We start from the raw sequence: 13,657 nt of genomic DNA, 5'->3' as shown, positions 1-13,657 counted from the left end.
TTAACGCCTAAAGATACCTAAATCTACTTTAAGTGAAAAGATATTGGAATATAATGCAGCGCTTTGATCGCCAATATCTGTCAGCGCATAATCAACCGCGATGCCTCTGTATTTGAAGCCAAGGCCTATGTTGGGCTGGAAACTCAACGACTGCGAATTGTCGAGCGCCTTCACGTTTTGGAAGTTGCCTACACCGCCCCTCAGGTATACAAGGTCGATATACCCAAATTCAAACCCTATGGCCGGGTCGATACTTACCGCTTCGGTAGACACGATATCGTTTGTCTGGGCAAACTGCATGTTCAGGTTAGCTGCTGCCAAAATGCTGTAATCGTTATGGATCATGAATTTTTTCGACATACCCAACTGTGCTTTTGGTAACGTGATCTCGGTAGTTTCCGGCAGTTCCTGGTTTTGTCCGGGTATGGCATTGCTGATGTCCTTGTACGCATCCTCATCAATTGCCCAGGTATTGTAAGTTGTAGTAATATCCCGCAGCATAAGCCCAAACATCCAGTCGTCTTTGTTCACATACTGTAAACCCAAGTCGAACCCAAAGCCCCATGAATTGGCAAACTTGCCTATTGTCCTGCGGATAACCTTTGCGTTTACGCCATAACTAAAGCCATCCAATGGCATGTCCCGCGCATAGGAAACGGTAAATGCATAATCGGCGGTAGAAAAGAGGCTGATGCGGTTGTAATCTATATTTCCCTGGTTATCTATTAGCTGTGTAGTGTTCAGGATGTCGTCTACCCCAAATCGTATTACCGATAAGCCAAGGGCGCTGCGGTTGTCTAAAGGCATCGCAAAAGCGGCATAGTCATACTGCGCAATATTGGCAAAGTAGCTGGCGTGCATCAGTGCAAGCTGTTTATCCTTTACTTTAAGAAGGCCTGCGGGATTCCAGTAACCAGAATTTACATCGCCGGTATGGCCCGTAACAGCATTGCTCATACCCAGTGCAGCCGCGTCTACCCCAATACTCATAAACTCATTGGAATACTTTCTAACGGATTGGCTATAGGTACAAACGGAAATAAAAAAGAAAAAAAGTAACGTTATCTTTCTCAAAGCTGTTATTTTGTGCAAATATGATATAAAAATCTCAATTACTAAACTCCATTTCTAACAACTTATTGTGTTAACTTTGCGCTATTAAAAATTTATTGGCTATGGCTTTTAAGAAACATGTTCCTAATCTTATAACACTTTGTAATCTCGCATGCGGACTTATTGCTCTTATCTGGGCATTTAATATGAATTACGAATATGCCTTTGTTTGGGTTTGTATTGGGATATTTTTTGATTTTTGGGACGGTTTCTTTGCAAGGATACTCAAGGCACAAAGCCCTTTGGGCCTGCAGCTCGACTCGCTTGCTGATATGGTGACGAGTGGTGTAGTGCCGGGGCTCATCATGTTCCAGATGCTTGTAGGTATAGCCGATAACCAGCAGGAATATAATCTAAGCCCTGAAAATTACTATTTTGGGCTATTTCCTTATGTAGGGTTTATAATAACACTGGCTTCCTGCTACAGGCTTGCTAAATTTAATGTTGACACCCGCCAGACAGATTCTTTTATAGGCCTGCCAACACCTGCCAATGCGCTTTTCATCACCAGTTTAGCCGCAATGACAACGAAAGAGTCGACACCTCTGTTAATTATTGACTTACTAAGCAACCCCTATATATTGGTAGGCATAAGTATTTTGAGCGCCTTTATGCTGAATGCCGAAATACCGTTGTTTTCCCTTAAAGTAAAATATTTTAACTGGGAAAACAACAAGACGCAAATCATTTTCTTAGTGGTCTCTGTATTAATGCTGTTTTTCTTCCAATACCTGGCCATTCCGCTTATCATATTGTTTTATGTGCTGCTCTCGGCCATAATGAACAAATTTACTGCCAAAACTACTTCATAGCCCATGAAGCGTTTGCCGCCCAAAACTACGGTGAGAAAGGCGAAACCAAAGAAATCTAAAAAAGTAACATCCGGGCAGCTACTAAAGTATTCGTCCCTGATTTTGCTCGTGGCCTTTCTGGCCGCAGCCATATACCAATACCGCCACGGGATATTGTATTATCTGGGTTTTAAGACCAATAAGCGGGTTGAATCGCTTACAAAAGAAGAACGCAGGATACAGGACCTCCGCATCTACGAGATACTTGCGCGCCACAAGGGGAAGGTTTATGGTATTGATGTGTCGCATTACCAGGGGCGCATAATGTGGGATAGCCTAAAGCAAAGCAAAGCTGAATTTCCGATGCAGTTTGTGTTCATCCGCGCCACAGCGGGGAGTGATGTCGGCGATACCGAATACGAACGCAATTGGGCCGGAGCCAAAGCCAGCGGGCTGATTCGTGGCGCTTATCACTACTACCGCCCTGATGAGAACTCCGTTAAGCAGGCAGAGAACTTTATAAAAACAGTAAAGCTTTCAAAAGGCGATCTTCCGCCGGTGCTGGATATCGAAAAGATTCCCGCAGGGCAAAGCATGGATAGCCTGAAAAGCGGCCTGAAGCGCTGGCTCACCAAAGTCGAGAAGCATTATGGTGTAAAACCGGTGCTCTATAGCGGCGAAAGTTTTTATACCGACTTTCTCAAAGAAGAGTTTGAAGGCTACAACCTCTGGATCGCCAATTACAACTTTTTTGAAGACGAGATCCATAAGGAATGGCTCTTCTGGCAGTTTACCGATAAGGCAAGCATTAGCGGTATCGAAGGCCCGGTGGATGTGAATATTTATAACGGGAACATCGGGGCTTTGAGAAATATGGGGAAATAATTTTACATCTTCCCAACCTTCTGACTGTTTTTGTAATCCATAGTAAAAATATTTTGATCTTCCTGATCGTTATTATGATGTAACCAATCCAACCTTACTATGAAATCAAACATCCTTTATGCTTGCGTCTTTTTTGTGATTGCGGCATGCTCAACGTCAAAAAATTCTTCTGCGCTTATGTCAGATGGTAAAGTGTCCGATGATTACGGCTACAGCCAAACCAATCCTGTAAAAGTAGGCGGTGGAATGAATGGCCCTGCTAACGAGCACAAATACCTGCGAAGGCTTACCGGCCCTAATGGTGAATCTATTGCCTATGAGAGGCTGGGCAGCTGCTGTCCCTTCGAAACAAAGAATAGTACGTTTGGCGGGGGGATGCTGGATCGCTATGAAATAGAAATTGACGGTGATTCGGTGAAGAAGATCCTCTACATAAATATGTACGACGAAGAGAAAGTGTATGCGCCAAAAGGATTTTTACTGGAGGGGAAATGAAAGGGAATAAATTTCCACAAGAATTCTAAGTAGTAACCATGTCGATACACTTCAACGCGCATTTTTCCCCATCGATAGCCGCCGAAATGATGCCGCCTGCATAGCCTGCACCTTCCCCGCACGGGTACAGTCCTTTTATCTGAACATGCTCCAGTGTTTCAGGATCGCGAGGTATGCGTACAGGTGATGACGTGCGCGACTCCGGGGCGTGGAGTATCGCCTCATTGGTAAGGTAACCGCGCATTGATTTGCCGAATTCTGTAAAGCCCTCGCGAAGCGTTTGGGTCAAAAATCCCGGGAATACTTTGCCCAGTTCTACCGAAGTCGTCCCCGGTACATAAGACGTTTTAGGGATATCTGCCGATACTTTCGATTGCGTAAAGTCGACCATGCGCTGCGCAGGCACTCTTTGGGTTTCGCCTGCGAGATGCCACGCCTGCTGCTCAATAGCTTTCTGGAATTCCATTCCCGCCAATGCGCCAAATTTGGCATACGGCTTAAAATCTTCAAGCTTTAATTCGACCACAATACCCGAGTTTGCCGTTTCCTGGTCACGTTTAGAGGGTGACCATCCGTTGGTTACAACCTCGCCGGGACTTGTGGCACATGGGGCGATCACGCCGCCGGGGCACATGCAGAACGAGTACATCCCCCTGCCGCCAACTTGCTTTACGATGGAGTAAGGAGCGGGTGGGAGGTATTCTCCCCGGCCCGAATTGAAGTCGCAACTGTACTGGATGCTGTCGATAAGGCTTTGCGGATGCTCGGCGCGTACGCCTAGGGCGAACGGCTTTGCTTCAATATATATCTTTTTCCTGTCCAGTAATTCAAAAATATCACGGGCAGAGTGGCCTGTTGCCAATATTACTTTCTTTGCATTGAAGGTGTCGCCGTTTTGGGTTACTACACCTTCAACTGCGCTGTTCTTTACGAGTATATCGGTAACCCGTGTGTCAAAAAGCACCTGCCCGCCAAACTCGATGATCTTTTCGCGCATTGCCTTAATGATCTTGGGCAGCTTGTTGGTTCCAATGTGCGGATGGGCTTCTACCAAAATCTCTTCCGATGCTCCAAAGGCTACGAACAGCTCAAGTATACGGTCGACATCACCGCGCTTTTTCGAGCGGGTATACAGTTTTCCGTCAGAGTAAGTTCCCGCACCGCCTTCGCCATAGCAGTAATTAGAGTCTTCATTTACAATGTGGTCACGGTTGATAGCCTTTAGGTCACGGCGGCGTTCCTGAACGTCTTTCCCTCTTTCCAGTACGATTGGTTTCAGCCCAAGCTCAATAAGCTGCAAGGCAGCAAAAAGACCCGCAGGGCCTGCGCCTATAATAATCACTTCAGGACTGTTGGATACATCCTTATAATTAGGAAGTTGCAGTTTGCTTTCGGTATACTCCTCATTGTAATATACAGCGACCTTCAGGTTGATCTTTACCGCTTTTTGGCGCGCATCGATCGACCTTTTTATAATGGCTATATGGCGTATTTCGGCAGCGCTGACCTGCATCAGCTTTGCAATGTGCGCAGTAAGCAAATCCTGCTGTGCGGCTACTTCAGGCGCGACCTGTATCTGGAGTTCTCTTGGCATGCCGCAAAAGTAATTATTTATTTTTTATTGTTTATTTTCTATTGTACGCAAAGGATCGCAAAGAAGACACGAAGATTCGCAAAGGTGATACAGTGTAGCTAATTCCCCCCTTTGGGGGCTAGGGGGCGTCAAACGCATACAACGCAAATGACGCCAGCCAGTGCTCGCCCTCGTAATTACCATCGGTAATCGACGGAAGGGAATAAACAAGGTGTTTATCTGCCAGTGCTTTCAGGTGGCCGAGCTCCTTTGGATATTGCCTTGCCAGACGGTAAAAATTCCACGCACGGCTGAAGTTAAGCCCGTCCAGATGTACCAGGTGGCCATCGGTTCGGTCGGATACCCTGCCAGGCTCCCATGTAAATTTCTTATCGAAAAGTTTTGGTGCAAAATCCTTTAGCCATTTCAGGAATTCCTTTTCGGGCATGATGCGCTGCATGATCCCGATCTCTTCCATGCATGGCGAAAGGAAATCGGTACCGCTGGGTTCCCATGCAAAAGGGCAGTCGGCATCGCTCTTAAACAACCGCAACGCATTTTCACGGATGCTGTTCTGTAGGGGAATGTTCTTAGCATGCACTGCATAATCCCACGCCAAGTTCAGCCCGAAGGCGGTGTTAGTATGGGTGCCGTTGCGTAGTGAATAATTCAGCTTTGGCAAAAATTCAAGGTAACGCTCTGCCAGCAGGTTTGTCAGGGGTTGAAGATTAGTAGCGAGTTCTTTAGCGAAAGGCTCATTATACGTGTCAAGCTCCTGTTGAAGTTTCATAAGCCATGCCCAGCCATAAGTACGCTCATACGACTTCTCATGTTTTTTGTTGAGATAAGCCACTTCGGCTGCTATGTTCTCTTTCGAAAGATTGATATTCAGCTTGTCAATGATCTCCTGTTTCCTGTCAAGCTTTGGGAATTTCTTTAGCAGGTACACCAGGCTCCAGTGCCCATGTACGGATGAATGCCAGTCGAAGCAGCCGTAAAACGCAGGGTGGAGTTTTTTAGGCCCGGCAATTTCGGTGGAATCGGCAAGCATCTGGCTGAGTTTGTTGGGGTATTCCTGCTGCATGCATTTCAGGGGTAGTGCCGAAAGGTCATTCGCTTGTTTTTGTGTAAGCTGCTGTGAAAAGGAGATTGAGGTTATGAAGAGGAATATAATGGTGAAATCCTTCATTGGTTTGGTGTTTATTTAAGAACTTAAATATATGACTATTTATAAAAATGCTCTTCTTTTGTCTTGAAACAAAAGAAGCAAAAATTCAAGACTCCAAATATTTCACTCAAAATCTACGGCAAGCTTCTCCCCTCGCGACCCAAGCCGCGGCCTGCTGCGCGCCGCTCGTGGGTCACTCTCCTTCGTCCAACGCTGAAACTTCCCTTGATTTTTACGCGAAATATTTAATGCACGAGCTTCACTCGACTTTAACTGTGCGGTACAACCAATTACTTTGTAACTTTGCCACTCTGAAACTTTGCCACGTACAAATGAGAAAAATAAAACTGATATGGGATTTCCGTGGGCCTGATTCGGCGAAAATAGCCGAACACCACGAGAAGCACCTGAAAGAATACATCGCCATCGAAAAATTGCCCCTGAATATAACCGGCTTTGATGTGCTCAACGAAATGCACGCCATAGCCTGGATGGTCGTAACTGATGATTTCATGATCCCGGTAAGGGATGCACTGAAGCCGCACAGGGGGGAACTAGCCCCCTAACCCCCGAAGGGGGAATTCTACTATTACTCAATAAAAAACCGCAATTACAAATATGTAATTACGGTTCTATATCGGTTCCTCATTCCCCCCTTCGGGGGTTAGGGGGTTTATTAATTCGCCACTTCACTGATAAACTTAATGCGCATCAGTCTCAGTTCTTCGGTATCATAATCGCCGTCAAATTCTTTCAGGGCATCTTTAATGCTATCGGTTTCGCTTTCCATATAATAGTCCTGGATTTCTTCCTGCTGGTCTTCATCCAGTATTTCATCGATCCAGTATTTGATATTCAGCTTTGTGCCGGAATATACGATCTGCTCCATCTCCTTCATAAGGGCATCCATGTCGAGCCCTTTGGCTTTGGCGATATCGTTCAATGAAAGCTTCCTGTCGATATTCTGAATGATATACAGCTTCAGCGCCGAATTGGCCCCGGTAGATTTTACCACCAGGTCGTCAGGGCGGGTAATGTCATTATCTTCTACGTACCGGGCGATAAGGTCAACAAATTCTTTACCGTATTTTTTGGCCTTGCCTTCGCCCACGCCGTGCACATTGCCAAGTTCTTCAAGCGAAACAGGATATTTCAGCGCCATATCTTCAAGCGATGGGTCCTGGAATACTACGAACGGCGGCACACCCAGCTTTTTGGAAACTTTTTTGCGAAGGTCGCGCAGCATCCCCATCAGTACTTCATCGGCTACACCAGACGATTTGGAGGCGGTTACTGTTGTCTCTTCGTCAGTATCATTATAATCGTGGTCTTCGCTCATCAGGAACGACACCGGGTTTTTAATAAAATCCAGCCCTTTCTGGGTAATTTTCAATACGCCATAGGTCTCAATGTCTTTCGAGAGATAGCCTTCGACCAGTACCTGCCGTATTAGTGCCATCCAGTATTTTTCATCGAAGTCTTTTCCTTTGCCAAAGTACTTCTGTGCATCCGTCCTGTGGGCTTTTATCACGGCATTGATCTTACCGGTGAGTGTAAATATAATCTCTTTTGATTTGTAAAGCTGGTTCGTATCCCTTACTACTTCAAGTAAAGGCACTACCTGCTCTTTAGCTTCTATTTTCTTTTTCGGGTTGCGCACGTTGTCATCCATATCAGCGCCTTCCCCTGTTTCATCGTCAAACTCCTCACCAAAATAATGCAGAAGGAATTTGCGCCTCGACATCGAAGTTTCGGCGTATGCCACAACCTCCTGTAATAGTGCAAAGCCTATTTCCTGTTCGGCTACCGGCTTGCCCGACATGAATTTTTCAAGTTTTTCAATGTCTTTATAGGCGTAATAAGCAAGGCAATGGCCTTCGCCTCCATCACGGCCTGCACGCCCTGTTTCCTGGTAATAACTTTCAAGCGATTTAGGAATATCATGGTGGATTACAAAGCGCACATCCGGCTTGTCGATGCCCATCCCGAAGGCAATGGTAGCGACCACCACATCCACATCTTCCATTAGGAACATGTCCTGGTGCCTTGCCCTTGTTTTGGCGTCAAGGCCTGCGTGGTAAGGAACGGCGCTTATGCCGTTAACCTGAAGCACCTGTGCTATCTCCTCCACTTTTTTGCGGCTCAGGCAGTAAATAACGCCCGATTTGCCTTTGTGCTGGCGGATAAACCGTATAATGTCCGATTCTACATTCTTGGTTTTTGGGCGTATCTCATAATAGAGGTTAGGCCTGTTGAACGATGCCTTAAAAGTGTTGGCATCGGTCATGTCGAGGTTTTTCAGGATATCTTCCTGAACCTTGGGTGTTGCTGTGGCGGTAAGGCCAATAACGGGTACATCGCCCAATTGCTGGATAATGCTTCTCAGGTTCCGGTATTCCGGCCTGAAATCGTGGCCCCATTCCGAGATACAGTGGGCTTCGTCTATCGCAACGAAAGAGAGCGGCACGCCTTTAAGAAAAGCTACATACTCTTCCTTTGTAAGCGATTCCGGGGCAACATATAATAATTTTGTGAGTCCGGAGGTAATGTCTTTCTTAACCTGTGTTACTTCCGTTTTTGTAAGCGACGAGTTCAGTACATGGGCTATGCCTGCTTCCGATGACAGGCTGCGCATGGCATCTACCTGGTTTTTCATGAGGGCGATAAGCGGCGATACAACAATTGCAACGCCTTCCAGTACCAGTGCCGGCAATTGATAGCAAAGTGACTTGCCACCGCCGGTGGGCATGATAACAAATGTGTTGTTCCCCGAGATTATGCTTGTTACGACATCTTCCTGAAGGCCCTTAAATTTGTTAAAACCAAAATATTTTTTTAACTCTTTATGTAAGTCAATTTCGGTCAATTTCATTATTTATTAATAGTAATTTACATAAATTTGCACAACCTAAAGATACAAAAATCTTTCATATTCACAACTTTTTAAAACTTTCATCAGTTTGATAAACAAAGTCGCAATATTGGCTTCTGCCAAAAAAACCCTGCTATCTGAAAGCGAGAGTATTGCAAAGCTCGCGGATTACCTGGATGAAGATTTTGCCAGCGCTGTTGAAATAATATACAATACCACAGGCCGTGTGGTGGTCACAGGAATAGGCAAAAGCGCAATAATTGCCGCCAAGATCGTAGCCTCCCTTAATTCTACCGGTACACCGTCACTTTTCCTGCATGCTGCCGAAGCGATCCATGGGGACTTAGGTATGGTGCAGCCGGGCGATGTGGTTATCTGCATATCCAAAAGCGGCAACAGCCCCGAAATTAAAGTCCTGGCACCCTTATTAAAACGTTTTGGCAATGTACTTATTGGCATGACCGGAAATAAAAATTCGTTTTTAGCAAAGGAATCCGATTACGTGCTCAATGCGTATGTAGAAGCCGAGGCCGACCCGAATAACCTGGCTCCGACCAACAGCACGACGGCGCAGCTTGTTTTAGGCGATGCGCTTACAGTTTGCCTTATAGAGCTGCGTGGTTTCCGTAGTGAGGATTTTGCAAAATACCATCCGGGCGGGGCGCTTGGCAAAAAGCTGCTCCTTCGCGTAGGTGATATGCTGGATGGAACGCACATGCCAATGGTATCGCCCGATTGCAGCATCAAGAAAGCGATCGTGGAAATATCCGAAAAGAGGCTGGGCGTTACTGCTGTAATTGAAGATAACAAAGTGGTAGGCATAATAACCGATGGCGATATAAGGCGTATGCTGAACGACCGGGATAACATTGCAGGCGTTACCGCGGCTGATATAATGACGAAGTCACCTAAGACTATAAAGTCGACGGATATGGCGGCAGACGCGCTGAATACTATGGAGAACTACGCCATAACACAGCTGGTAGTTGCCGATGACGGCGAATATAAAGGCATACTGCATTTACATGATATTTTAAAAGAAGGTATCGTTTAAGCAGGCAATTATGATAAAACAGAACAGAATAGCTGCTTTTTGGTTCGGGTTATTCCTGTCTGTTATTCTTGTACAAACAACTTCTGCAAGGTCTTTTTCTCCCGGGGCAGATTTCGTTGAGAAACCCCTAACCATCAGATCAAAAATAAAAGAAGGCACTGAATATTGCCTGCTTTCTTATAATGAGCTGAGCCTGCAGGTAGTAATATCATCCATTTCGTCATATGAAAACTCAAATGTTGCCGGCTTGCGACTTCTAAAGAATGCTCAGCCTATAAGCGAATGGTTCTATACAGCGGCAGGCTATCCGGAAAATGAATTTAAGCTTTTTTATTCAGAGTCCCTGAAGAGCTATTATTTGATACAAAGCCTTGATGTGGATGAATGGGAAAAATATGATGTTTACTATATAGAAAGCAATAAAGTGACTTTTGAGGGGACTTATGAACCGGTGTCCAAACAAGCATATGTATTTTACGAGTCCCCGGCATGGTATTACAGGGATTCCCATACAACATTAAGCCGGGAAGGGAATAAAACCCGCTTTACCTATGTAGACGATCATGAAAAGGAAGTCCTGGAGTTTTTAAAATATGTAGCAAATGAAAAACCAGATACTGAAGAAGAAGCAGTAGATGAGCAGCAACGAACGGAGTACCTAAAGCCGCTCACTTCAAAGCTAAGCACATTTGATTGGGAAAAGGGTTTTGTGCCGCAATATGTATATAATATCTCTTTTGATTTTAACGAGGACAATAAAAAGGAAGCCTTTGAAATAAACTGGCAAAAGCGCAGCATTAAGCCCTTAAATGTCAGCGCACAGCAATTAAGGAAGGATGATCACTATAAAGATAATATTGTTTTTAAGGGTGATACGCTCCTTATTTTAGGCCCAGATTATGGACGGGGCCCTGACGAAATTCAGGGTACATATAAATTTACCATATCGAAAAATTATAATGTAGCGCTGTTATCGGCATATACTGATTTTAGATTTACGAATAGTAGTTTTCAGTTAAAAAAATATGGCAATGAAGTAACTTGTTTTGGCTCTGAAGACTATTTCCTTTATAATGGAGCAAATGCAATTCGCCTTGAAGATTTTACTTTTGATAGGTTTGACAAAAGAGACAAGCAGTATGACTATGGCCGAAGGTATACTTTAAATGGACTTTATGAAATAGTACTTAAAAAAGAAGGTACTACCAATAGTATATTTAACTCGTGTTCTCCATTACCCAATACAAAAGAACTGGATATGCTTGTAAAATCAAACCCTGTAACTGTAAAAAACGTACAGAAATATAATGATATGGCTTTCTATTTTCAAGGGATTGTAAGCGAATTTGAAAGTTTGAGGTATGAATTGTTTCAATGTTCCTTATTTTTGCTCCACAAAGTGCTAAATGCATTTCCTGACAGGATCGTTGCCTGGCTTAATTTTGGCGATGTACGATGGGAAAGTGCTGCAATATATAAGTCCTACGATAAGCAGGCATTTGACGCTTACAACAAATACCTTGAGCTGATGAAGGCACAGGGTAAAGACATGAACAAAGTACCGGCAAGGGTTTACCAGCGCCTGGAAGAATATAAAAAAGATAAAAATATAAATGGCAAAAAATAAAAAAGAGGCAGGCGAAATGTCTTTCCTGGACCACCTTGAAGAACTGCGCTGGATGCTTGTACGAAGCACTGTAGCAATTTTAGTTGGGGCATGCGTTGCTTTTACATTTAGTGATTTTATTTTCGATGAAATTATTTTTGCCCCGAAAAAAGGCGATTTTATTACGTACCGTTTCTTCTGCGACCTTGCCAATAAATACGACCTTGACAAGAGTTTCTGCATAAAAGAATTACCTTTTACCATCCAGAGCAGGGCGATGGACGGGGAGTTTTCAACCGATATATGGACGGCGATTACCGCAGGGTTTATTGTAGCCTTCCCTTATATACTATGGCTGTTATGGCGCTTTATAAGCCCCGCCCTTTATGATAAGGAGAAGAGATATGCAATATCATTTATGATATCAACCTCCATACTTTTTTTCCTTGGCGTGCTATTTGGCCACTATATCATTACGCCGCTGTCCCTCAATTTCTTGGGGAATTATAAAATTAGCGATGTGGTAGATAAAAACGTCGACCTGGCTTCCTATATAAGCCTGGTTAAAACGAATGCGATTTCCTGCGGGTTGGTATTTGAGCTCCCGATAATTATTTATTTCCTTGCCAAATTAGGATTGGTTACTGCCGTATTCCTGAGGAAATACAGGAGGTATGCCTACGTTATCATACTGATACTGGCCGCTATAGTTACCCCGCCGGATGTGGTAAGCCAGATGATTGTTACTATTCCGCTGATAATCTTGTTTGAAGTCAGTATATTTATAGCGGGACGAATTAATAAGAAAAAAGAAAAAGAAGCACTTGCAAATGGCTGATTTAGTACAGGAATTCAACGACTACCGCCAAAAGATGAACGATAAGCTCCTGGCGGACAATAATAAGATCATTAAGCGTATCTTTAACCTCGACACCAATGCCTATATGGAAGGTGCCCTCGACGTTAAGACTAAGGAATTGCTGGGCTTGGTGGCCTCGGCGGTACTTCGCTGCGACGATTGCATTAAGTATCATTTAGAGACAAGCCATAAGGAAGGGCTTACCAAAGAGCAGGTTATGGAAGCGCTGGGCATTGCTACGCTTGTGGGCGGTACCATCGTGATACCCCACCTGCGCCGCGCCTATGAGTTTTGGGAAGCATTGGAGGAAAATGCAAAAGGCAGTGTTTAACCATAACGGTAATGAAGTATGAAACTTAGAGCAGAGCATTTAGTAAAGACATATAAGGGCCGCAGCGTTGTAAAAGGTATATCGGTAGAGGTGAACCAGGGCGAGATTGTAGGGCTTTTGGGTCCGAACGGTGCCGGTAAAACCACTTCGTTCTACATGATCGTGGGACTGGTAAAGCCAAATGATGGCAAGATATTCCTTGACCAGACAGAGATAACCGATTTCCCTATGTACAAGCGCGCGCAGTATGGTATTGGCTACCTGGCGCAGGAAGCATCGGTGTTCCGTAAGCTGAGCATTGAGGATAATATCATGAGCGTCCTGCAATTGACAAAGCTTTCGAAACAGGAGCAGGAAGCTAAAATGGAATCATTGATTGATGAATTCTCATTGGGGCATATCCGTACCAACCGTGGTGACCTTTTATCAGGTGGCGAAAGAAGGCGTACCGAGATTGCACGCGCACTGGCAACCGACCCGAAGTTCATACTTCTCGATGAGCCTTTCGCGGGCGTTGACCCTGTTGCGGTAGAAGACATACAGCGTATCGTAGCACAATTGAAAGACAAAAATATAGGCATCCTTATAACCGACCACAACGTGCAGGAAACCCTTGCCATTACCGATAAAACCTACCTGATGTTCGAAGGGGGCATCCTCAAGGCCGGTGTGCCCGAAGAACTTGTTCAGGACGAGATGGTAAGAAAGGTGTACCTCGGCCAGAACTTCGAACTGCGCCGTAAAAAGATCGACTTCCACAAGCCCAGGCCGGGCAAAGAACCGGACGAAGAAAATTTGTAATACGAACAGAATAAAAGAGCCCAAAGGTTTTCAAAACCTTTGGGCTCTTTGACTTAAGACAAACTTATAAATCCATATTGACCGGGAAAATTTGCGGATATTGCCCGAT

At 44.7% G+C, this 13,657-nt stretch carries 13 protein-coding genes; 9 read left to right on the top strand and 4 right to left on the bottom strand.

Annotated elements, in window-relative coordinates:
- Positions 1-1,074, bottom strand: a complete 1,074-nt coding sequence (locus AAEO56_RS03915; protein ID WP_456237539.1) for a putative type IX sorting system protein PorV2 — start codon at positions 1,072-1,074, stop codon at positions 1-3.
- A gap of 101 nt (positions 1,075-1,175) precedes the next feature.
- On the opposite strand from AAEO56_RS03915, the gene AAEO56_RS03910 reads away from it, so the two are divergent.
- The 3 genes from AAEO56_RS03910 (at position 1,176) to AAEO56_RS03900 (ending at position 3,284) form a co-directional block, all read left to right on the top strand.
- The gene (locus AAEO56_RS03910) at positions 1,176-1,925 is read left to right on the top strand and encodes a CDP-alcohol phosphatidyltransferase family protein (RefSeq protein WP_341695718.1); all 750 of its coding nucleotides are present in this window, start codon (positions 1,176-1,178) and stop codon (positions 1,923-1,925) included.
- Between the two features lie 3 nt (positions 1,926-1,928).
- The gene (locus AAEO56_RS03905; RefSeq protein WP_341695717.1) at positions 1,929-2,789 is read left to right on the top strand and encodes a glycoside hydrolase family 25 protein; all 861 of its coding nucleotides are present in this window, start codon (positions 1,929-1,931) and stop codon (positions 2,787-2,789) included.
- 177 nt (positions 2,790-2,966) lie between these two features.
- Complete coding sequence (locus AAEO56_RS03900; RefSeq protein WP_341695716.1) at positions 2,967-3,284, top strand: 2-dehydro-3-deoxyphosphooctonate aldolase; 318 nt, start codon at positions 2,967-2,969, stop codon at positions 3,282-3,284.
- Between the two features lie 25 nt (positions 3,285-3,309).
- Here the strand turns inward: AAEO56_RS03900 and AAEO56_RS03895 are convergent, their stop codons facing one another.
- The gene (locus AAEO56_RS03895; protein ID WP_341695715.1) at positions 3,310-4,878 is read right to left on the bottom strand and encodes an NAD(P)/FAD-dependent oxidoreductase; all 1,569 of its coding nucleotides are present in this window, start codon (positions 4,876-4,878) and stop codon (positions 3,310-3,312) included.
- A 118-nt stretch (positions 4,879-4,996) separates the two neighbouring features.
- Positions 4,997-6,046, bottom strand: a complete 1,050-nt coding sequence (locus AAEO56_RS03890) for a DUF2891 domain-containing protein (protein WP_341695714.1) — start codon at positions 6,044-6,046, stop codon at positions 4,997-4,999.
- Positions 6,047-6,357: 311 nt separating this feature from the next.
- Between AAEO56_RS03890 and AAEO56_RS03885 the strand changes: the two genes are divergently transcribed.
- A complete protein-coding gene (locus AAEO56_RS03885) occupies positions 6,358-6,591 on the top strand; it encodes a hypothetical protein (RefSeq protein ID WP_341695713.1) in 234 nt (77 codons plus the stop codon).
- Between the two features lie 110 nt (positions 6,592-6,701).
- Here the strand turns inward: AAEO56_RS03885 and recQ are convergent, their stop codons facing one another.
- Complete coding sequence (gene recQ, locus AAEO56_RS03880) at positions 6,702-8,897, bottom strand: DNA helicase RecQ (protein WP_341695712.1); 2,196 nt, start codon at positions 8,895-8,897, stop codon at positions 6,702-6,704.
- Positions 8,898-8,985: 88 nt separating this feature from the next.
- On the opposite strand from recQ, the gene AAEO56_RS03875 reads away from it, so the two are divergent.
- The 5 genes from AAEO56_RS03875 to lptB are packed head-to-tail and all read left to right on the top strand — an operon-like array spanning position 8,986 to position 13,548.
- Positions 8,986-9,951 carry a KpsF/GutQ family sugar-phosphate isomerase gene (locus tag AAEO56_RS03875; RefSeq protein WP_341695711.1) on the top strand — a complete coding sequence of 322 codons (966 nt, stop codon included), beginning with the start codon at positions 8,986-8,988 and terminating at the stop codon, positions 9,949-9,951.
- Between the two features lie 10 nt (positions 9,952-9,961).
- Positions 9,962-11,578 carry a hypothetical protein gene (locus tag AAEO56_RS03870; RefSeq protein WP_341695710.1) on the top strand — a complete coding sequence of 539 codons (1,617 nt, stop codon included), beginning with the start codon at positions 9,962-9,964 and terminating at the stop codon, positions 11,576-11,578.
- Complete coding sequence (gene tatC / locus AAEO56_RS03865; protein WP_341695709.1) at positions 11,565-12,395, top strand: twin-arginine translocase subunit TatC; 831 nt, start codon at positions 11,565-11,567, stop codon at positions 12,393-12,395. The genes AAEO56_RS03870 and tatC overlap by 14 nt, the downstream gene beginning before the upstream one ends.
- Complete coding sequence (locus AAEO56_RS03860; protein WP_341695708.1) at positions 12,388-12,747, top strand: carboxymuconolactone decarboxylase family protein; 360 nt, start codon at positions 12,388-12,390, stop codon at positions 12,745-12,747. Before tatC ends, AAEO56_RS03860 begins: the two co-directional genes overlap by 8 nt.
- A gap of 18 nt (positions 12,748-12,765) precedes the next feature.
- Positions 12,766-13,548: an LPS export ABC transporter ATP-binding protein gene (gene lptB / locus AAEO56_RS03855; RefSeq protein ID WP_341695707.1), complete on the top strand. Its 783-nt coding sequence runs from the start codon at positions 12,766-12,768 to the stop codon at positions 13,546-13,548.
- Positions 13,549-13,657 lie beyond the last annotated feature (109 nt).

Source organism: Flavobacterium arundinis (assembly GCF_038289855.1).
Classification (GTDB): Bacteria; Bacteroidota; Bacteroidia; order Flavobacteriales; family Flavobacteriaceae; genus Flavobacterium; species Flavobacterium arundinis.
This window is presented reverse-complemented; position numbering and strand designations above follow the sequence as displayed.

Coding starts and splice junctions, on each gene's coding strand:
- AAEO56_RS03885 (WP_341695713.1), top strand. CDS start 6,358: ATGAGAAAAATAAAACTGATATGGGATTTCCGTGGGCCTGATTCGGCG.
- recQ (WP_341695712.1), bottom strand. CDS start 8,897: ATGAAATTGACCGAAATTGACTTACATAAAGAGTTAAAAAAATATTTT.
- AAEO56_RS03860 (WP_341695708.1), top strand. CDS start 12,388: ATGGCTGATTTAGTACAGGAATTCAACGACTACCGCCAAAAGATGAAC.
- AAEO56_RS03870 (WP_341695710.1), top strand. CDS start 9,962: ATGATAAAACAGAACAGAATAGCTGCTTTTTGGTTCGGGTTATTCCTG.
- lptB (WP_341695707.1), top strand. CDS start 12,766: ATGAAACTTAGAGCAGAGCATTTAGTAAAGACATATAAGGGCCGCAGC.
- AAEO56_RS03890 (WP_341695714.1), bottom strand. CDS start 6,046: ATGAAGGATTTCACCATTATATTCCTCTTCATAACCTCAATCTCCTTT.
- AAEO56_RS03900 (WP_341695716.1), top strand. CDS start 2,967: ATGTCAGATGGTAAAGTGTCCGATGATTACGGCTACAGCCAAACCAAT.
- AAEO56_RS03905 (WP_341695717.1), top strand. CDS start 1,929: ATGAAGCGTTTGCCGCCCAAAACTACGGTGAGAAAGGCGAAACCAAAG.
- AAEO56_RS03895 (WP_341695715.1), bottom strand. CDS start 4,878: ATGCCAAGAGAACTCCAGATACAGGTCGCGCCTGAAGTAGCCGCACAG.
- tatC (WP_341695709.1), top strand. CDS start 11,565: ATGGCAAAAAATAAAAAAGAGGCAGGCGAAATGTCTTTCCTGGACCAC.
- AAEO56_RS03910 (WP_341695718.1), top strand. CDS start 1,176: ATGGCTTTTAAGAAACATGTTCCTAATCTTATAACACTTTGTAATCTC.